Consider the following 20,709-nt stretch of genomic DNA (forward strand, 5'->3'; position numbering starts at 1 on the left):
GCTTAGCATAACTAAAGGTGTTTTAGATTACTCCACCATTTGCCATTGCCACGATATATAAATCTCTTCATTAATAGCAAGCTCATTATTGATGGTTTCAATGCTAAGACAGTGCCTGCCGTTAACTATTTTTTCTTTGATCGGCAATTTTAATGATCTACCTTCAGTATAGCGTTGTGCAAACGCTATACATGCTTTGGGGATGCTAGGACGATTGCCAATTGGGAACAGTATATTAATGATTGTTAATTCCTCTCCGTCGTAATACTTGTGCATAGTCCAACTTTCTTTTTCACTCCAAAAAACGTCGGTAGCTTCAGCCTCTATTTCGATTATTTGTTTTTGACCTATATCAAAAATATCGTCAAGCTGAAGGATTACGTCTAAGCCACCGTTCCGAATTTCTTCAAAAAGAAGGTGTCCTCCTCTATATTCAATGTTTTTAAAGCAATTAGAAGGCGCAAATCTTGTGAAGTAGGTATTGGCATATTGGTTTAGGCTTTCTATTACAATAGATCTTTTGTAAATAATGTCTCGGCTATTAGGTTGAATATCTATTGTAATATTTTGGCTGATGGTTTTAAATAGTCCAAAAATCGGATCTTTAGGATGGCTCCTATCGATTGTATTAGTATCAAGTAATAGAGGCGAGCTTTCTGGATTGTCTTTTTCCATAAAAGATTTATAAAACCATTGACCCGCAACCAAGGCAGTTATGGTAATTAGCCCTCCTGTAACTTCTTTAGGAAAGTCTTTCCAAATTGAAAGTCCATCAGCTATCCCGCCAATTATTGCGCCACCACCAAAGCCAACTCGTTCACCAATTTTCTTAAGCATAACAAAGTAGTGTTATTTGACGTTTACCTATGCTGATGATTATCTAGAAACTATTTAAATTACTGCAATATAATAAAATCAGGATTTTCTCAGTAGCTATTTATCTGTATAATGATGTTATAGTCTGATGTAATTCAATTACAATTTAAATTGGTGTTCAATATCGATTTATAATATAAACACATTGGTAATCTAAATAGAAGTTTGGTCTTAGTCGAAGATTTGTGAACATCAGAATGATCTGCCATCTGTCAATTTTAATATCAACACCTGCTGTCCAAAATCAATTACAGCATTGTATCTCATTAAAATGTCGCTGCCGATAACACCCAGTACTTCTGGGTGACCCAGCTCGCGGTAGGCTACGTTAATGGTGGATAGGTCAAGTACCGCTACTTCAATCTCGGGGATTATAAATGTCCCTATCTGTAATTGTTTAATTATAGCGGTTGCGGACTCCATACTGTTGGTGCCGAGCCCCGTGGAGAGGCGCTCGCTGGAAACAATATCGGCTAAGGAGTTGGCGTCTAAAAGTAACTGGCGATCAAAGGCAGTACGTGAAGCACCGGTGTCTAACACCACTTTAAAGTTCTTATCGAACAGTGTAATATTTAATAATGGATGAAACCCGTCCTCATGCAGGTCTATAATTTGAAGTGGAATGTATGCTTCGCTCATAAATATGCTCAATATACAAAAAGGGGCACCATAAGCGCCCCTTTTAAAAGTGTGTTTACATTGTTAATATTAGAACGGATAGCCAATAGCGATGTTCAATATCGCTTTATCAAAATTTAACGGAATAGACCGGCTGCCGTTTGCCTGTGGATAAGGTGTCAACAGCGGAAAGCCCATGTCGGCACGAAGTACCAGTATGGTTGCATCGAACCTTAAGCCAAACCCGGCATCAACCGCCATCTGTTTCAGGAAGTTTGGTCCGAAAGTGCCACCGCTTTGGTGAGGCTTGGCGTTCCAGACATTACCGGCATCCGTAAACAGCGCGCCATAAACTATGCTGAAAAGCTTAACCCGGTATTCCAGGTTGGCCTCTATTTTTATATCGCCCGATTGGTCGGCAATAAACCCGCCGTTTAATGCGCTTGCATCTACGCTGCCTGGTCCTACAGAGCGTGCCCTGAAGCCTCTTAAGCTGTTAGGGCCGCCGATAAAGAACTGCTGGCTGTATGGCAGGATAGTGGAATTGCCATAAGGCTGACCAAGACCTACCAGGAACCTTGCTGCAAACTTGCTGCCCAGACCAAGCTTGTGGAAGTACCTGATCTCATTCTCCAGTTTAATGTACTGATTGAACGGTGTGCCAAAAAGCTTTTTAACTTTTCCACCGAGTGTATCGGCACCTGTAACTAGACCATAAATGTTGTTTGACAAGCTTAGCTTACCTCTATAAAAGAAACTGTTGGTGCGGTAATCTTCTGTTGTGTTATCGTATGTGTACGCATAGCTCGGTCCCCAGGTAAACTGCGGATCGATAACGTGCTTTAATGCCGGGTTTGGCGTTTTAGCAATACTGTCCAGGTACAGCTGCTGCACATTGCGTGGTTTCACGTAAGTGATCTCCAGCAGGTTAAGTTCGTTAAGTTTATGTACGTTGGTTTTAAAACTATAGCCAAATGAACCGCTAAATGAATTAAGCGAGTATAGTTTAGAACGAACAACCGAGGTGTAGTTAAGCGTTAGGGTTGTACGCGGTATGTAGGCGTTATCAGAATTAAAGTTAAATGGACTGATTATCCGCGGCCATGATATGGACGGCTGTATACCGTACTGGAACACGTTAAATCCACCGTTATTACCACCAATCTGCACGTCGGTACTGGCAAACAACGTAACGGTAAGCAGCTCGCCACCTTTAAAGGCATTGCGGTTGCGCCAGTTAAGGTTAACCTGCGAGCCGGTGTAATTTGCTGATGTTGTGCGGCCCAAAAGCTCCAACTGCAGCGATTTCTTTTTGTATGGAGTAAGGAAGTAATATACGTCCAGTTTCGGCGAATCAGGCGTTACATCCTCAAAGCGATTTTTGACATATTGGAAAGGCCCGAGGTTGATGAACCTGTTAAGCGAGTTGTTGTGCGTGGTACGGCTGTATGTATCATTTGGATGCAGCAATACGGTGTTGGCAAACAGATACGGCTTAACCGTTTTGCGTGGGTCTACTACATTGTACCAGCGGTAAGGTTTTGCCTGGTCCAGCTTTAATGATGTATCGCGCAGCGAGTAATTTGGATAAACATACAGGTTGCGGATGGTATAGATCTCTCTCGCACGTTCAGGCGTTTCCGGTTTGATACGCACGGTAAGATCCACCTGGTGTGTTGCCACAGTGCTGTCAACCCTGATGATCAATTGTTCTGGTGCAAAGTAGAAAAAGCCTTTTTCCTTTAGACGGGCGTCAATACGGATACGTTCGGACTTGATCACATCCAGATTGTACTTATCGCCTTTTTTTAACAGGGTCTCTTTCATGGTTCCGCGTACGGCGGTGTCCAGGCTGTTGTCTGTTGCCAGTGGGAATTCAATGTTGCGTATGGTATAAGACGGGCCTGCGTTCACCGTGAACTCAGCTCTTGCGGTCCTTTCTTTACCAATTGTATCACCGCTAACTGTCGCCTGGAAATAGCTTTCATTCTGCAGGCGATTCTGCATTATCTCGCTATTCTTTTCCAGGTTTACCTGGCTTACAAATACAGGTGGCTCGCCAAATTTGCTGAAGAACTTTTGGATGAAGCCTTTACGTGCTTTGGTTTTGTAATAGAACCAGAGCTTATACCTTAAACCTAGAATTTTGGAGTTTGGTTTTGGGCGCACAAGCGCCTGCATTTCACTGCTTAATGCCTTTGCATCGCTTTTCTTGATATCCTTATCTGCTATTTTCACCGAACTGCCGGTGTACAATTTCTCGGTAGGGGGGATGTACTTAGTAGTACTGCATGCTGATATAAATGCAGTTAGTAGTAACAGATATTTTATACGTTTGATCATTGTATGGTTGTGGTCTGGGTCTTGGTCCTGTCGTCTTTATCTTTTTGCTGAGACTCCTTTTCCTGTTCGTCTTTCTGTTTTTGTTCTTGCTTGTAGCGCCTGCGCATTTCACGCTCTTCCGGCGTGCGTTTGCGGAATATCTCGCGGAAACGGTTGTAATCTACCGTCAGCGTAAAGCCGAGACCGGTTTCTATTACCTGTCCCTGTATCACGATGTATTCATCCTTGCGATAACCACGTATTGCGAAGCGGCCATCTTTTGTTAGTTTATAATTCACTGACAGGTTACCCGCAATATTCGACGTTTTCTGGCCCTGTTGCGCTCCTTCCAGGTTAAAGTTGTTACCTACAGTAACAGTAAGCCTGTCGTTCAGGAACCGCTTGGATAGTCCTACGTTCAGGTCCGTTCGGTTCTGCGCCGTACCGGTGGAGTAATCTTGCCCGGAGGTTAGCCCAAAGTTAAGGTCGACACCGGAGATGAGGCTGCCTGCAAGGTTGTTCAACTGATCGGTAAGTAAACCGCTTACACTGCTGCGTATAGCACCCTCAACACCGGCACTACCACCCTGGCTTTGCAGCGGATTATCACCAATAAAGTGGCCCAGTATCAACACACCCAGTACTTGCTTGTTCAGTTCGTTAGGGTCCTGCCTTATCTGGTTCAGGCGGGTAGCAACGGTATTGGTAACATCTGCAGAAACGTTGTAGTTACTGTCCGGCAATACAATGTCAAAGCTAATGTTAGGCTTCATTAACTCATTACGCAGGTTCAGGTTCACGTTGAACGGCAGCTTTTGCTTGTACTGTCCCGCGCTTGCGTCCGGCAGCTGGTTGGCTACAAGGTCGATAGGAGGGACGTTGGCCACGTAAATAGCGGTAAGGTCGATATTGGCGCTAGTTGGGTCGCCGGTCCAGGTGATGGTGCTGCCTTGTTTAAAATTAAACTTACGGCTTACTGTTGCGTAAGATAAGTTGTACGATCCCTGGTTAACCACGTAAGTACCCGTTAAGCTGGTCTTGCCGCTTGGGTCGATACCACCGCTGAGGTGGGCCTCACCTTTAAGGTTTACTACGTCGCCGTTGCGCTCGTCAATAACAATGTTAAAGTTGGCGTTCTTGTCTACGTTAACGGTAGCATTTACATCCAGCCCGGTGATCTCAGATTGTTTAAGCGAGTCCAGCTGTCGCGCGATCAAAATAGAGTCGAGCTTCGGCGCGTCCTTGTCAACAAATTCTACCACTCCTTTTCGGTCTTCTACGCCCGGATCGGCAGTAGGCAACACGATGGTCAGATCGGTTTTGTCGTTGACGGTTAGCGTTGCATCTACTACAGGTTTGGCCATGTCGCCTCGTATTTTAATATTGCTGTTCAGGAATAGCTTACCGTAGAATAGCTGGTTATCTGCCTTAGTAGAATTAATCACACGGAAGTTATCGGTACGGATATCCATACCAAACTTAAAGTCTGTATAGGTTTTGGTGTAAACCGCGCCGGTGACAATAGCTTTGTTGCCGGTTGAATCTACCAGAGTAAAGTCGTTAAAACGGATACCTTCGTCGTTAAAGGTGATGCTTTCCTGCGGCATGGTAAAGTAGGAGTTAAGCATTGCTACGTTAAAGGCTACTTTGTTAAAGTTGATATTACCCCGCACTGCAGGCGCCGTTGTAGTACCTGTTATGCGTAGCTGACCGGTGATGTTACCGCTGGAATTTTTGAGTGCCCCAAAGCTAAAGCCTTCGATACTCTTCATGCCCAGGTTAACGATGTTCAGATTCAAATCAAAGCGGCTTTCTGGCGTGGCGTAGTACATGCCGTTAAGGTCTACCTGGTTGCCTTTGCCGGTGATGCTTACCTGCGCAGCGTAGGCGTTTGCAGTTTGATTATTAACCTTTATAGCAATATTGCCAACGGTATCCTGCTTGAAGCTAAAATCGCTGATGTTCATGGCCGCGGTAAATGTTGGAGACTTTTGGAAGTTACCAACCACGGCGTTACCGTTGATTGTACCGCCCACAAGCAGTGAGTCTTGCTTAGCCAGTTTGGTAAGTGTTTCTATTTTAAAGTTGCGGAAGTCTACCGTTATCGGAGAGTTGTACTGTCCTGATGTTGTGTTTGCGCTAAGCACCTGGTTAGCATTAGTAATGCTGAAGTTGTGGGCCAGTATACCCTTATTGCCAAATTGCAGGAAGTTATCTGCACTTACCGCCCAGTTTGTGTAGTCCAGCAGTAAGCCGTCTTGAGCAAAGCTGAACTGGTATTCGTCAGGTATTACACTAAAGGTACCTGCTACGCGGTAGCGCTCCTTCTTAGCCTGATCGCGTACCTGTAAACTGATGCCCAGCTTATTGTTCTGCGCAGCGCCGGAGATGCTGGTGTACAGCAGGTCAAGCGATGAGCCCACCTTTACTTCATCAACGGTAAGGTTATAGTTGAGGGCATTGTTGCCGGTGTTTACAGCCAGTTTCATGTTGTTAACGGTATTGGTACCATACACTACGGTAGGTACCGATCCATTTACCACCAATTCGCCGGTTGTGCTATTAAAGCGGCCATTGAACAAAACAGGGTCAAGCCGTTTTAGGTCCGGAACAAACTTTTCTACCAGCGGGGTTTTAACCAACCGTGCATCAAAAGTGAATTGCTGCGGAGAGTATTTTGTCTTTACTGCCGGTGTTTTGCTTACCAGACCAGTATTGTAGTATTTATTAATTACATCTGTAATGGCAGGGGCAATGCCGGTAAGGGTATACTTGCCGCCAAGATGCGCGTAAAACATTGGTGTTTTAAGGCGCAGGCTGCTGCTGTCTGCATTTGCGGTTGAGATCAGGCTCACTGTATCCAGGTTAATGCTCTGCCCGGCGTTGTTCACCACCAGTTCAGTTGCTAGGATATTAGCGTTCAGGTAATCAGGGTCAGCAGTAGGTACATCAGCTACTATTTTCCCATGAAAACGCATTACATCTTTAGTAAAGCCTAGTTTTTGCAGATCTATGCTATCTACCATCAGCGTTGCATTTACCGCCGGGTATTTCTTGTTCATGTTTGCCTTGGCATCCAGGCTAAAGTGAATGTTAGGATCGCCCATAAACGCGTTGGCCACATAACTGCCATTACGCGCTGTACCTTTAACCACCAGGTTGTGGTAGTTGTAGCCTTTTACATAAGCCCGGGCAACATTGCCGTTAAACTTAAGGCTGGCTGTTTTAGGATCGAGCCCTGCACCGCTGATATTAGCGCTCATGGTAACCATACCTACCATTTGCGGCTGTTTGGTTAAGGCGCCTACGTTTAAGTTGTTGGCTTTGATGTTAGCAGTATAGGTTTCGCTGCCTTTGCGCCTGCCGCTCTTCATGGCTGCAATTAGATCAACCGCGCCGTAACTGCTGCGCAGGTTCATGCGGGTGTTAAAGTTCTTCATGGTGCCTTTAAAGGTGCCTTTAAGGTCCATGTTCTCGGGGATGCTTATGTTTGGCGGAATAGTGCCTTTTGGTACCAGGCGTACAATATCGCGGCGGCTTGTGCGGAAATCTGTGATATTAAGATCGATATACGCCTTTTCCACATCCGGAAGGCCACGGGCAATTGCGGATGCTTTTACATAAGTATTGCCAAAGCCGCTTAGTTCCAGGTTTGGTATACGAAGGTTTCCAACTGTGCCTGCAACCCTGCCGTTTATCTTTAATACCGTATTTGGTGATGATTTAAACGGCTCCATAGAAGCCATTGTCGGCATCAATAACAGTACATCGCGTAAGCTTAACTTGCTGCCGTCAAGGTTGGCGTTTATGCTTAGTGCGCCTAAGTTTTTTGTAAGCGACTCGATAGACGGATAGCCAACTATCAGTTCTTTTTGGATAGTTGAGCCGGGAGTTTCCACCAGCAGGTCTTTAAGGTAAGCGCCGTGCGCGCCATAAAAGAAGTTGGTATGGAAGGTGTTTATTTTTAAGCCGCTTTTATCATTGAAAGTAAAAGTATTCACCCGGCCCGAAAGGCTGTCAGGATTGTACTTCAGGTTCTCAATATCGGTGTTAAGGTTTTGAATATGCATGTGAGCAAAGTCCAGCCCGCGACGAATAGGTGCCTGTGCATCATTATCAAATTTAATATCATCATTAGCTAAGGTGATTTTTCCTAAGGCGGCCGTCCACCCCTTTGCTGTCTGGCGTACCGATACCAGTGTGTCCAGCTTTTTAACGGCATTAACAGCTGCCTTAACTACCGTTTTCGGTTTTGCAAACCTTACGTCCGCTTTAGTATCATTCAGCGTAATTGACTTTACACCTACAAACTGGTTTTTAAGGTCTATCTTATCCATGTTCACCAGGAACTTGCCAAGGTCTACACTTGCTGCCATTTCATTGCTACGGTAATCCACCTTTACCTTATCAACGTTTATCTCGTCGAGCGTAAGGTCCATGTTCAAGGGCTTAACGGCAGTGTCTACGGCTGCTGTTTGCGAGATAGATGAACCGGCAGGTGTTTGAATGATCTTAGCATTAATCCCGCTCAGGTTAATTTTAGGAATGGTGAACTTCATCTTGTCCAGATCAAAGTCCTTTATGCGCGTATCAAAGTGACCAAGCAGGAACTTAACGTCATTACCGGTAGTTAAATCTTTGTAAGCAACGTTTATCCTGTCCAGGTTTATCTTATCCACCGAGAATTGCATGGTAGAAGTGGTATCCTGAGGCTTAGGTTCTTTCTTTTGTTCGCCTGCAAAGGCTTTTAGAATATAATCGAAGTTAAAGGTGCTGTCTGCCCTGCGGCTTACTTTTGCAGTAATGCCCTGCAGGTTTATCTCGTTAATTTCAACCTTGTTTTTAAGGAGCTTCATTAACGTAATATCTACCTTTAGCTTGTCGCCGGCGATAAGGGTGTCTTTCTGCTGATCTTCAAAGTAAACATCTTCCAGCACAAGCAGTTTAGGTAAACCCAGGCTGATGTGGCCTATCTCCACTTTGGTGTGGATCTTATTTTGCAGAAAAGTTACAGCTTTATTCTTAGCGAAGTTTTGTACGGCGGGAACCTGTATCGAAATCACTACAAGCAATATCAAAAATATAACACTCGCAATTATCCAGAGGATGGTTTTGAGGGCAATGCGTCCAAATCGTTCCAAATTCGTAAAAGTTATGAATACTATCTATAGTTATGTAAATGAATGTTTTTACCGCATCCGGATGTTTTTTCAACACCCAAAAGGAGAGGATTGTTTTTTATTATAGCAGTATCGGCTAATAAACATAGCTGTGGGCAGCAGTGTAATATATTCTTTACAACTAAAAAGCGTGCCAGCCGTCCCGGAGCGTAATGAGGCAAAAGCTGGCGAAGGTATTTTGTTGATAATAATATTACCCAGGGTTGCTTCGCTGCTTTGCCTTTTTTGGTAATTTTGTATCTCACCGGATTAGTTGAAAGAGATAGCCCATGCCCGAATTTTCGCACCTGCACGTACACACCCAATTCTCCTTGCTCGACGGCGCCGCCGATATATCCAAACTGTATAAAAAAGCAGCAAAGGATGGTATGAAAGCGCTGGCCATCACCGACCATGGTAACATGTTTGGCGTGTTCAAGTTTGTGGCCGAAGCGGGTAAGCATAACGTGAAACCTATTGTAGGCTGCGAGTTTTATGTGGTGAACGACAGGCACGTTAAACAGTTCACCAAAGAGAAAAAGGACAAACGTTACCATCAGCTTTTACTGGCCAAGAACCCGGAAGGCTACAAGAACTTAGTTAAGCTTTGTTCGTTAGGCTACATGGAAGGCTTGTACAGCAAGTGGCCGCGTATCGATAAGGAGCTCATCCTAAAATACCACAAAGGCCTTATTGCCACTACCTGCTGCATAGGAGCATCGGTACCGCAGGCTATCCTGCGCGATGGCGAGGAAGCTGCCGAGGCTGAATTCAAATGGTGGCTTGATATTTTTGGCGAGGACTACTATATAGAGGTACAGCGCCATGAAATTCCCGAGCAAGAGATCATCAATAATGTATTGCTAAAGTTTGCCAAAAAATACGGCGTAAAGGTTATCTGCTCCAACGACTCCCACTACGTGGATCAGCAGGACTCTAACGCGCACGATATTTTGCTTTGCGTAAACACCGGCGATATGCAAAGCACCCCGATAGCCACCGATGAAGAAGGCGGTAAAGGCTATCGGTTCGGCTTCCCTAACGACCAGTTTTATTTTAAGACTCAGGATGAGATGGGCAAGCTGTTTCATGATATACCGGAATCGCTTGATAATACCAACGAGATAGTTGATAAGGTAGAAACGCTGAAACTAAAGCGCGATATCCTGCTGCCCAACTATGTTATTCCCGAAGAGTTTAAAATACACAGCGACCTTACTCCTGATGCCGACACCCTAAACCAATGGGAGTACCTGAAGCACCTCACGTTTATGGGGGCGAAGGAGCGCTATAAAGATATAAGCCCTGAAGCCGAGGAGCGCATCAACTTTGAGCTCTTCACTATCCGTACAATGGGTTTCGCAGGCTACTTCCTTATTGTAGCCGACTTCATAAAGGCGGGCCGCGATATGGGCGTATTTATCGGCCCGGGCCGTGGATCGGCGGCAGGATCTGTGGTTGCTTACTGTACCGGTATCACCAATATAGACCCATTAAAGTACAACCTCCTGTTCGAACGTTTCCTGAACCCGGATCGTAAGAGCATGCCCGATATTGATACGGATTTTGACGACGCCGGCCGACAGAAGGTGATAGACTACGTGGTAGATAAATACGGCAAGAACCAGGTAGCGCAAATTATTACCTATGGTTCTATGGCTGCCCGTACCAGTATACAGGACGTGGGCCGGGTATTGGATATGCCGCTTTCTGATGTAAACGCGCTGAAGAAGCTTGTGCCGGAAACCCTTGGTATCAACCTTAAAACTGCTATAGAGCAGGTACCCGAATTACAGCAGATATACAAATCTGAAGACCTTAAAGGGGTGGTGCTTCGTGAAGCTGAAAAGCTGGAGGGATCTGTACGTAATACCGGTGTACATGCTGCGGGTATAATTATAGCGCCGTATGACCTTACCGAGATAGTTCCGGTTGCTACGGCAAAGGACTCCGACCTGCTGGTAACCCAGTATGACGGCAGAGTGATTGAAGATGCAGGTGTTATAAAGATGGACTTCCTGGGGTTAAAGACCCTTACCATTATTAAGGATGCCTTGCGGATGATCAAGCATAATCATGGGAGAGATATTGATATAGATTACATCCCGCTTGACGACCAGAAAACATACGAGCTTTACCAGCGTGGCGATACCAACGGTACGTTCCAGTTTGAAAGTGACGGTATGCAAATGTACCTGCGCGACTTAAAGCCGGATAAGTTTGAGGACCTTATTGCCATGAATGCCCTTTACCGCCCGGGGCCGATAGAGTACATACCAAACTTTATTAAACGTAAGCACGGGCAGGAACCTATTGTTTTTGACCTCGACGATATGGAGGAGTACCTGGGCGAGACCTACGGTATCACCGTATACCAGGAACAGGTGATGCTTCTATCGCAAAAGCTGGCAGGCTTTAGTAAAGGTGATGCCGACGTTTTGCGTAAGGCAATGGGTAAAAAGCAGATTGAGGTGCTTAATAAAATGGAGGCGCAGTTTATGGACGGCGCCATGGCTAAAGGGCACCCTAAAGATAAGCTTACCAAAATATGGAACGACTGGAAGGCATTTGCCCAGTACGCGTTCAATAAGTCGCACTCTACCTGTTACGCTTTTGTTGCTTATCAAACTGCTTACTTAAAGGCGCACTACCCTGCAGAATATATGGCAGCGGTATTGAATAACCAAAACAACATGGAGAAGATAACCTTCTTTATGGAAGAATGCCGCCGCATGGGGGTTGAAGTTTTGGGCCCGGATATCAATGAGAGTGAAATGTCTTTTACCGCGAGCAAAAGAGGCGTTATCCGCTTTGGAATGGCCGGCGTGAAAGGCGTAGGCGAGAAGGCGGTGGAGAGTATCATTGAAGAGCGTAATGCTAACGGCCCATATAAAACAGTTTATGATTTCGCTCAGCGATCTAACACCCGGTCAGTCAACCGTAAGGCTTACGAGAACCTGGTGATGGGCGGCGCATTTGATGGTTTTGGATTAAACCGTGCCCAGTTCTTCGCTAAAACGGAGAATGGATTGCTTACAGGTGTAGAACGCCTGATAAAGTATAGTAACGATTACCAGAATACGCAAAGCAGCTCACAATCTTCGCTTTTTGGTGGATCGGTTGCATCCTATATCCCCGAACCAACCCTGCCTACCGCAGAAGAATGGCCGCTGATTGAAAAGCTGAAGTACGAAAAAGATGTTATAGGTATTTATTTAACTGGTCACCCCTTGGATAACTATAAGCTGGAACTTGACAAGTTTTGCAATACCACTGTTAGTGAGCTAAAGAATATCCAAAAAGCCAAATCCGGAGAGGGAGGCGAAGAAGCTGTGAATATATTGGCAAACCTGCGTAAGCGGGGTGAGATATGTGTGGGCGGCTTAGTATCCAGCGTTCAACATAAAATGACCAAAATGGGCAAACCATTTGGCACCTTTGTGTTGGAAGATTACAATGAATCTTACGAGTTTGCTTTTTTTGGCGAAGATTACGTGAAGTTCCGCAACCTGATGGTGGAAGGCTACTTCCTGCATGTAAAAGGCACCATTGAAGAAAAGTTTCGCCAGAAAGATAATTGGGATTTAAGGGTAGCTACCATGAGCCTGTTATCAGAGATGCGGGATAAGTTTACCAAATCATTAACGGTTTGCCTGGATGTACGGGCACTAAGCGATGGTTTGATGAACAACCTGTTGGAAGTAATCAATAATAATAATCAACGCTACCCCGCAAGGAATTGTCAGCTTAAGTTTAAGATAATGGATGGAGAAGAGTCGATGTCGGTAAACTTGTCATCAAAGCAATTCAAGGTAAGCCCAAGTGATGACCTTATGGCTGATATCCTGAGCTTGACGAATACGCCGGCGATGCTGAATTAATTGATGTCTTTATTACAACTAGAGCGAACGATTAATCTTTCTTCGTTTTCAACACAAAAATTAACCTGCTAAGTCAATCTTTAAGTCAATGTGTTAAGTGTGGATAATCTCATTGTCACATTGTCATGCAGCCACTTGTGGCAAGCTATTTGAATAGTATATATTTGTACACGAAAAAATTTAAATAAAAAATATCATGGCTTTAGAAATAACTGATGCAAACTTCGAAGAACTTGTCCTTAAATCAGACAAGCCAGTACTTGTTGATTTTTGGGCAGAGTGGTGCGGTCCTTGTCGTATGGTAGGCCCGGTAGTAGAAGACATTGCTAAAGAATACGAAGGCAAAGCCCTTGTAGGTAAAGTGAACGTAGATAATAACCCAGGCATATCAATGAAATACGGTATCCGTAACATCCCTGCTTTGTTATTCTTCAAAGACGGCGAGATTGTTGACAAACAAATTGGCGCTGTACCAAAATCAGTACTTGCAGATAAGTTGGTTAAGCAATTGGCATAACCCATATAAATAAAAAAGAGCGGTCTTCCAGTAATTGGAAGGCCGCTCTTTTTTATGCTATAAGATTAAACTACATCCGGCTTACACTTCCGCTACCAGCTTTTGAGCTATTAATGTTTTTAACCGAGCCGGTATAGTGTACATCGCCGCTTCCAACTACAGAGGCATCTAACTTTTCAGATACATTTACCCGTGCATCGCCGCTGCCAGCAACTTTTACTGATGTAGTTTTGGTCACCAGGTTCTGACCGGTGTAATCGCCGCTACCAACCACGCTTACCGATGATATGTCAGCGCTGCCGGTTACGGTAATGTCACCACTGCCTGCTATGCTGCTCTCCAGGTTACTAACGTCAAGTTTACCGGTAATGTCACCAGAGCCACTTAACCTAAGTTTTAAGTTGTTAGCACGGATGCCTTCTTTAAAGAACACATCTCCGGAGCCTGCCAGAGTAATATTATTTATATCTTTTATCGACACATAAACAACCACCTTCTTATTGTGCCAGCTCCAGTCGCCGTTTTCGTTACGCTTGGTATATATTTTTAGAGTACCACCTTCAACTTCCGTCACAATGCGGCCGATGATATCTGAAGGCGCGTCTACCTTAACTGATTCGGTAGAGCCCTGAGTGATATAAACATCAAATGATCCGCCTACGTTAACTCCGTTGAAGCCAGACAGATGGCGATCTTCGGTATTGGCCATTGCAAGGCCGTTTACAGCAACCAACGCGGCTGCCAGTATTAATTTTTTTATTGATCTCATGATTTTAGTGTTGTTTGATGTATTAGACGCCTGCTATATACAATTAGTTGCACGCTCAGCTAAATATCTTTGAACAAGCTAATATCAGAAACCTATATGCTTGTCCAAAACCTGCAGAAACCACACTAAAAAAGTACGACCCGTAAAATGGGGATCTTACGGGTCGTGTTTATCAAAATATAGCAGTTATTCCACCAACGTGCCAATATAGAAGTTGAAAGTGTCTACTTCTATATTATCTTTTGTAGCGCCATCAAGATCAACAGGAGTGAAGCGCGTGCGCGGCTTAATAAACTTGTACTCGCCGCCTTTAACCCTTACCCGTACCGGCATGTTAAACGCATCAACATCTGCTATCCAGCGCGCGGTGAGCTTGCCTTGTACGGTCATGAACTCTAATACCGGCAGCTTAGCATGCTTTAGATACTGCTCAAATACAGGTGACAGGTTAATGCCGCTCTCCTGGTTTATATAATTAACTATCTGGTCGTAAGTAACAGTTTGGTGGTAAAAAGTCTTGTTAAGGCCGCGAAGGATGCCGCGCCACTTTTCATCGTCGTTTATGATAGTGCGGATCATGTTAAGCATGTTGCCACCCTTGTAGTACATGTCGCCGCTGCCTTCTTTATTAACGCCGTAGGCACCAAGGATAGGTGCATCGTTCTGGATGTTCATACGGGTGCCGTGCACGTATTCCTGCCCTGCTGGTTTGCCATAAAAGGTCTCGATGAACAATGACTCGCTATAGTTGGTAAAGCTTTCGTGTATCCACATATCCGCAAGATCCTTACTGGTGATGTTATTTCCGAACCACTCGTGCCCGCTTTCATGTACCACTATAAAGTCCCATTTCATGCCCCAGCCCGTTCCGGATAGGTCGCGCCCTAAGTAACCATTGCGGTAATGGTTACCGTAAGCGGTGCCGCTTTGGTGCTCCATACCCAGGTGAGGTGTTTCTATCAGCTTGTAGCCGTCCTCATAAAAAGGGTAAGGCCCAAACCAATACTCAAAAGATTTTAGCATCCTTGGCGCATCCAGGCCCCATTGTTTCTTAGCTTTCTTCAGGTTGTAGCTAAGCGGCCAAAAATCCATTGTCAGCTTTCCTTTTTCTCCCTGGTAAACACTGGAATAATGCACATAGTCACCAATATTAGCCTCAATGTTGTAATTGTTTATGGGTTGTGAAACAAACCAATCGAACCGAGAAGAGCCGTCTTTTAACTTTGTTACCTTACGCAGGCGACCGTTTGATACATCCTTCAACCCGGCGGGAGCTGTTATACTGATGAGTGCGCTATCAACTTCATCATCCTGCACATCTTTGGTAGGCCACCATACACTAGCACCCATACCCTGGCAGGCTGTTGCAACTTGTGGTTTACCAAGCGAATCAGTTGCCCATTGTATGCCGCCGTCCCACGGGGCTCGTTTAGCAACTACCGGATTGCCTGAATAGTATACGGTAAACTGTTCTTTACTGCCCTTACTTACAGTCTGTGGAAAGGTTATGAAAACGGCGTTGAACTCCCGGGTAAATGGCAACTCTTTTCCATTATACACCACTTTCTCCAGCTTAAGATTATTCCAAAGATCAAACTGAAGTTTAGTAAAGTCACTTACCGCTGTAAACTTAAACAACACGTTACCACTGATGAACTTGTTTGGGATATCAAACTTAATATCCAGGTGGTAGTAGTTGATATCGTAACAGGTGCGCAATGGCGTGGTAAGCGAGCCACGAAGGGTATCGGCACGGGTAAAGGTTTCTTTATGGGTGCCGAGTTGGGCGTGAGCCGAAGTTGCAGCAACGAAAGTCGCTAACGATAAAATGATTTTTTTGAAATTGATTGCCATTTATTTCCAGGTCTCTAAGATGTTTTTATTCCAAAGTGCTAAAGCGTATTTACGAAATCCCGGCGGTGCTGTTTTGAAAGCCTGATCGAATTTATATTCTCCACCCTCATATTCATTTGCAGATAGCTTTACTTTATTCCTGCCACGCATTGCAAACTTCTTCTTACCCTCGTGCATAATGATCTTCATATCACTTGGGCTTACGTCTGATGTGCAAGTTGTTTTATACATTAACCATATCTCTGCAACTCCATCTTGATCTATGTCTGTAAAGAGAAACGTATGGGGAAGGTACTGTGCTGTAGCGTCAAATTCACAAGCCTCTATAGCATCGTTTAAGTTCCAACTCAATTTATGTTGATCGCCTTTCAAATTATAATCATAGGCAAATAATGCGGCATTTTTAACTCTCCCCAAATTTTTGTCCGCTGAATAAGTAACACCTGTTTCAGTCGTAAGTACAATATGCTCACCATCTTTATCCACATATTTAGCCGCATCTACTACATGCCCTTTAAATGTGATTGTTCTGGGGATAGTCGTTTTTTCAAGTCTGCTTACTTTGATCTGTGCATAAGTGGTTAAATTGATAAAGATCAAAAAGGCGAGGTGAGATAATTTCATAGGCTTGGTTGATAATATCTTATTGTGGCCATAGCACGGCAATCTTGTCGTGTGGGTGAAGATTATACACGACGAGATTGTCGCGCCTCACCACACGCGTCTGCCGCTCCTCGCAATGACATGTCTAATATTTTGGGCCCTCCCCTTTAGGGGAGGGTTAGACGGGTTTACTTTAATACCTCCACATCAATAAAGCTGTCGTTGTAAACAGTTTCGGTCGCTTTAATGTAGTCGCTTTCGGCGGCCTTATATGGGTTTTCCACAAACTTCTGCGGGTTGCGGGCAAACAAAGGGAAGGCTGTACTTTGTACCTGTATCATAATGCGGTGTCCCTTTTTAAAGGTATGCAGCACATCCTGCAGACGGAAGTTAACATCCGTTTTCTGGTTAGCTACCAAAGCTTCAGGTTTTTCAAAACTTTTACGGAAACGTGCCGGCATTATCTCGCTACGTACCATTTGCTGGTAATTGCTCAGGATAATGCTTTTGTTAGGCATGTACGGGTTGTTGGGCTCATTTGGCGGATAAACATCTATCAACTTTACAAAAAAATCAGCGTCAGTACCTGTGCTGGCAATTTTGAGATTGGCCATTAACTCGCCGCCAAGGGTCATGTCTTCTGTTAATACATCGGTTTGGAAAACCAACACATCCGGGCGACGACCTGCAAAGCGCTGGTCTTCACTCATATAATTGTGCGGAGTAAAGCCCATGGTGGTGCTATTGTCCTCAGTATATGGTACCGGTTTTAAAGGATCACTTACATAGCTTACCGATCCTTGTGCCGCAGGGGCGTTATTGGCCAGTTTGCCGTCGTTGTTCAGGTAAAATTTAACATGCGAAGCTGCAGGAGATGGCCATTTGTCAAATGTTTTCCATTCCTTACTGCCGGTGTTGAACATGTATGCTTCAGGCAGGCCGCTGTTTTTGTCGCCATTGCCTTTCAGAAAGTGGTTGAAGAATTTTTGTTCGATGTTGGTTTGGTAGAAAGTAGCTATGCTATCGCCAAAGTACACGTTGCTGTGCATGGTATGCCCGGTTTCGCGTGACCAGCGGCCATGGCCGAAAGGACCCATTACAATGGTGTTATATGCATTGGGGTCTTTCTTTTCAATGGTCTTATAAATAGCCAGTGGGCCGGTAAGGTCCTCTGCATCAAACCAACCGCCTACCAGCATTACTGCAGGCTTAACTTTGTTATAGTGTTTTAGTAAGCCACGTTTCTGCCAAAACTCATCATAGCTGGGGTGATTGATAGTCTCCTGCCAGTAAAAGTTTTCTTTATAGTATTTGTCTGCATTGCTCAGCGGCCCCATATCGAGCAAAAACTGGTAGCCATCGCGGGTGCCGGCATTGAACATCTGACTGGTATACCAAGCTTTGCTGGTAGTATCTTTCTTTTGTACACCAAATACAGGGTACGTAAAGAAATAGCTTTCTAACAGCGCGCCGTTGTGGTGGAAATCGTCAAAAAAGAAATCGGAGATAGGTGCCTGAGGCGATGATGCTTTTAGCGCAGGGTGGTTGCTCAAGATACCGGCTGCGGTGTAAAAGCCAGGATAGCTAATGCCCCATTGGCCAACCCTGCCGTTGTTAAACTGAACATTTTTTACCAACCAATCGATAGTGTCGTAAGTGTCAGATCCTTCATCAACATCGGTTTTGCCTTTCTTGTTATCTATAACCGGGGTCATGTTGGTCCAAGTGCCTTCGCTTTTGTAACGGCCGCGTACATCCTGGTAAACAAAAATGTAACCCTCGTTCATCATGTATTTTGAGGGACCTAGCGAGCCGGGGTATTTACCTTCGCCATAAGGCGCAATGCTGTAGCAGGTACGCTGCATCATCATCGGGTACTTTGTTTTTGCTGAAGCATCTTTTGGCGTGTAGATGGAGGTAAAGAGTTTCACGCCATCTCGCATGGTTATATACACGTCCTTTTTAGTGTAATGTTCCTGCACCCAGCTACTTTGCGCAAAAGTGCTGCCGTATACGCCGGCTATTAATAAAAGTAATGTAAAGAGTTTTTTCATTTCGCTGCGATGTTGATTGACGAGCGTAATTTAAAAATTATATCAGCAATATGCCAATGGCGCATGAAGCTGTTACAAACAGGGTAGAATGTAGCTATAAGCGGATAGAAAACAGGCAGGTGTAAAACAAAGAAACCCACCGTAGGGCGGGTTTCTATATATATATGTTGAGTTTATTTGCTTATTCGTTTTCTGCGTAAACCGGTTTTGCAACACCGTTGTCATAGGCTTTAAGATTTTTCTTAAGCAGCTTGCGTGCAACGTGGATACGGGTTTTTACCGTACCAATTGGGATAGTTAAGTGGTCTGCTATCTCATGATATTTATGGCCTTCGAAATACATCGTAAAAGGTACATAGTAGTCTGATGGCAAGCGGTCCAATGCTCTTTTGATATCATCCATCACAAACTTTGATTCACCTTGATTTTTAGTTGAACTGAAAACAAGGTTTGGAGAAGATATCTCGTCGCTCTTGGTAACAAAAGTGCTCATTTTAACAAAACGGCGGTAGTTGTTTATGAAGGTGTTCTTCATGATGGTATACAACCAGCCTTTCAGGTTTGTGCCTTCTTTAAACTTATTGTAATAAGTGATGGCTTTCAACATTGTATCCTGAACAAGGTCGTTTGCGTCGTCGGCGTCATGTGTGAAGTGTAAGGCATAAGACCTTAATGAACTTGCTTGACGTAATACCAGGGTGTTAAACTCAATCTTTGTCATTCTGTTGATGTTTTGTATTGAGTGTTATTCAAACATGATACCACGATGCCATATATGTGCAATTAGGTGAACACGCCAGTTTGATAGGAAAATGCGTTTTAAGAAAAGAAAAGCTGGTAGCTTTAACGTAAGTGGCTGATAAACAGATTTAATGCAGCTTTAGGAAAGGCTGATTTAACTTTTTTAGAGAAATTGAATTTGTTTTAAAAATAATGCATTTCAATGCATTATGACACAGGTATTTAGTTAAATATCTTTAAGGGTAAAGTTATTAACTAATAATATTGACTTCGCGTTGTAGCGTAACGCCAAATTTAGTGTACACACTGTCTATGATTTGCGACGAAAGGTGGTACACTTCGTCGCCTGTGGCTCCGCCGTGGTTAACCAACACCAGGGCCTGGTTCTTCCAGGTGCCGGTATGCCCAACTGTTTTACCCTTCCATCCGCATTGTTCTATTAACCAACCGGCAGCAAGTTTAACCTGTCCGTCACTTGCTGGAAAATTTACGATATCCGGAAATTTTCGCTGAATCGGACCGAAAGCTTCCGCGCTGATCACCGGATTTTTAAAAAAGCTGCCCGCGTTACCAATGGTAGACGGATCCGGCAGTTTGGATACGCGGATGTGCGATACTACTTGCGATACATCTTTAAGCGTTGGCGAGGTGATGCCGCGAGCTGACAGCTCCTGCTCGATAGCACCATACTTTAGGTTAAGGTGGGGTATAAGCGAAAGCCTGAATTTAACGGAGGTGATAATAAACTGACCCGCTACCTCACCCTTAAAAACACTTTCGCGGTAACCAAACTTGCATTCTTCTTTAGCGAAGTTGCGAAACTCGCCTGTTGCTATTTCAAATGCGGTGCAGCTCTCAAATACATCTTTTAACTCTACTCCGTAAGCTCCGATGTTCTGTATAGGGGATGCACCTACCGAACCTGGAATAAGGCTGAGGTTTTCCATTCCCGCAAAGCCATGATCAACACAGTAGTTTACCAGATCGTTCCATACTTCACCTGCGCCGGCTTCAACAAAAACATCATCATGACTGATGCGGTGTTCAATACCACGAATGTTCAGGCGGATAACAATGCCATCAAAGTTGTTTACTAAAAGCATATTGCTGCCACCGCCCATCACCAGGCGCGGAACTGTATGCCATTGCGGGTCGGCAAAAAGCTCTGTAAGTTCTTCAGGGTGGCTTATCTCTGCAAAGTAGCGGGCGCTTGCCTCTATACCAAAGGTGTTAAAATTTTTTAGCGAGACGTTTTCCTGTATTTGCAGCATGGGCCGAATTTCGGAAAAATATAAGATATGGCAATACCTTAGCT

Annotated in this window: 12 protein-coding genes; 2 read left to right on the forward strand and 10 right to left on the reverse strand. The window is 44.4% G+C overall.

The window, feature by feature from the left end; genetic code table 11:
- Nucleotides 1-27: 27 nt before the first annotated feature.
- From AC59GT_RS03280 to AC59GT_RS03295, 4 genes are all read right to left on the reverse strand, one after another.
- A complete protein-coding gene (locus tag AC59GT_RS03280) occupies nucleotides 28-837 on the reverse strand; it encodes a hypothetical protein (protein WP_497236303.1) in 810 nt (269 codons plus the stop codon).
- A 231-nt stretch (nucleotides 838-1,068) separates the two neighbouring features.
- On the reverse strand, nucleotides 1,069-1,515 hold the full coding sequence (locus AC59GT_RS03285) for an aspartyl protease family protein (protein WP_497236304.1): 447 nt from the start codon (nucleotides 1,513-1,515) through the stop codon (nucleotides 1,069-1,071).
- Nucleotides 1,516-1,584: 69 nt separating this feature from the next.
- Nucleotides 1,585-3,837, reverse strand: a complete 2,253-nt coding sequence (tamL, locus tag AC59GT_RS03290; protein WP_497236305.1) for a translocation and assembly module lipoprotein TamL — start codon at nucleotides 3,835-3,837, stop codon at nucleotides 1,585-1,587.
- Nucleotides 3,834-8,957 carry a translocation/assembly module TamB domain-containing protein gene (locus tag AC59GT_RS03295; RefSeq protein ID WP_497236306.1) on the reverse strand — a complete coding sequence of 1,708 codons (5,124 nt, stop codon included), beginning with the start codon at nucleotides 8,955-8,957 and terminating at the stop codon, nucleotides 3,834-3,836. The genes tamL and AC59GT_RS03295 overlap by 4 nt, the downstream gene beginning before the upstream one ends.
- 308 nt (nucleotides 8,958-9,265) lie before the next feature.
- On the opposite strand from AC59GT_RS03295, the gene dnaE reads away from it, so the two are divergent.
- Nucleotides 9,266-12,856 carry a DNA polymerase III subunit alpha gene (gene dnaE, locus AC59GT_RS03300; protein ID WP_497236307.1) on the forward strand — a complete coding sequence of 1,197 codons (3,591 nt, stop codon included), beginning with the start codon at nucleotides 9,266-9,268 and terminating at the stop codon, nucleotides 12,854-12,856.
- Nucleotides 12,857-13,052: 196 nt separating this feature from the next.
- Nucleotides 13,053-13,373, forward strand: a complete 321-nt coding sequence (trxA, locus tag AC59GT_RS03305; protein WP_117384317.1) for a thioredoxin — start codon at nucleotides 13,053-13,055, stop codon at nucleotides 13,371-13,373.
- Nucleotides 13,374-13,443: 70 nt separating this feature from the next.
- Here the strand turns inward: trxA and AC59GT_RS03310 are convergent, their stop codons facing one another.
- The 6 genes from AC59GT_RS03310 to murB all read right to left on the reverse strand — a co-directional run bounded on the left by AC59GT_RS03310 (nucleotide 13,444) and on the right by murB (nucleotide 20,665).
- Nucleotides 13,444-14,142, reverse strand: coding sequence for a head GIN domain-containing protein (locus AC59GT_RS03310; RefSeq protein ID WP_497236308.1), 699 nt, complete (start codon nucleotides 14,140-14,142; stop codon nucleotides 13,444-13,446).
- A 186-nt stretch (nucleotides 14,143-14,328) separates the two neighbouring features.
- Entirely contained in the window at nucleotides 14,329-15,996 is a 1,668-nt protein-coding gene (locus AC59GT_RS03315; protein WP_497236309.1) for a M1 family metallopeptidase, read from the reverse strand.
- Nucleotides 15,997-16,620 carry a M949_RS01915 family surface polysaccharide biosynthesis protein gene (locus AC59GT_RS03320; RefSeq protein ID WP_497236310.1) on the reverse strand — a complete coding sequence of 208 codons (624 nt, stop codon included), beginning with the start codon at nucleotides 16,618-16,620 and terminating at the stop codon, nucleotides 15,997-15,999.
- 167 nt (nucleotides 16,621-16,787) lie between these two features.
- Nucleotides 16,788-18,653: a CocE/NonD family hydrolase gene (locus tag AC59GT_RS03325; protein WP_497236311.1), complete on the reverse strand. Its 1,866-nt coding sequence runs from the start codon at nucleotides 18,651-18,653 to the stop codon at nucleotides 16,788-16,790.
- 181 nt (nucleotides 18,654-18,834) lie between these two features.
- Complete coding sequence (locus AC59GT_RS03330) at nucleotides 18,835-19,374, reverse strand: RNA polymerase sigma factor (protein WP_117384311.1); 540 nt, start codon at nucleotides 19,372-19,374, stop codon at nucleotides 18,835-18,837.
- Nucleotides 19,375-19,645: 271 nt separating this feature from the next.
- The gene (gene murB, locus AC59GT_RS03335; RefSeq protein WP_497236312.1) at nucleotides 19,646-20,665 is read right to left on the reverse strand and encodes a UDP-N-acetylmuramate dehydrogenase; all 1,020 of its coding nucleotides are present in this window, start codon (nucleotides 20,663-20,665) and stop codon (nucleotides 19,646-19,648) included.
- Nucleotides 20,666-20,709: the final 44 nt, after the last annotated feature.

The sequence above is a fragment of the Mucilaginibacter sp. 320_HR genome (assembly GCF_059691875.1).

What these genes read in the sequence shown, in the direction of transcription:
- AC59GT_RS03280 (WP_497236303.1), bottom strand. Translation starts at nt 837, where the DNA reads ATGCTTAAGAAAATTGGTGAACGAGTTGGCTTTGGTGGTGGCGCAATA.
- AC59GT_RS03285 (WP_497236304.1), bottom strand. Translation starts at nt 1,515, where the DNA reads ATGAGCGAAGCATACATTCCACTTCAAATTATAGACCTGCATGAGGAC.
- tamL (WP_497236305.1), bottom strand. Translation starts at nt 3,837, where the DNA reads ATGATCAAACGTATAAAATATCTGTTACTACTAACTGCATTTATATCA.
- dnaE (WP_497236307.1), top strand. Translation starts at nt 9,266, where the DNA reads ATGCCCGAATTTTCGCACCTGCACGTACACACCCAATTCTCCTTGCTC.
- trxA (WP_117384317.1), top strand. Translation starts at nt 13,053, where the DNA reads ATGGCTTTAGAAATAACTGATGCAAACTTCGAAGAACTTGTCCTTAAA.
- AC59GT_RS03310 (WP_497236308.1), bottom strand. Translation starts at nt 14,142, where the DNA reads ATGAGATCAATAAAAAAATTAATACTGGCAGCCGCGTTGGTTGCTGTA.
- AC59GT_RS03315 (WP_497236309.1), bottom strand. Translation starts at nt 15,996, where the DNA reads ATGGCAATCAATTTCAAAAAAATCATTTTATCGTTAGCGACTTTCGTT.
- AC59GT_RS03320 (WP_497236310.1), bottom strand. Translation starts at nt 16,620, where the DNA reads ATGAAATTATCTCACCTCGCCTTTTTGATCTTTATCAATTTAACCACT.
- AC59GT_RS03325 (WP_497236311.1), bottom strand. Translation starts at nt 18,653, where the DNA reads ATGAAAAAACTCTTTACATTACTTTTATTAATAGCCGGCGTATACGGC.
- AC59GT_RS03330 (WP_117384311.1), bottom strand. Translation starts at nt 19,374, where the DNA reads ATGACAAAGATTGAGTTTAACACCCTGGTATTACGTCAAGCAAGTTCA.
- murB (WP_497236312.1), bottom strand. Translation starts at nt 20,665, where the DNA reads ATGCTGCAAATACAGGAAAACGTCTCGCTAAAAAATTTTAACACCTTT.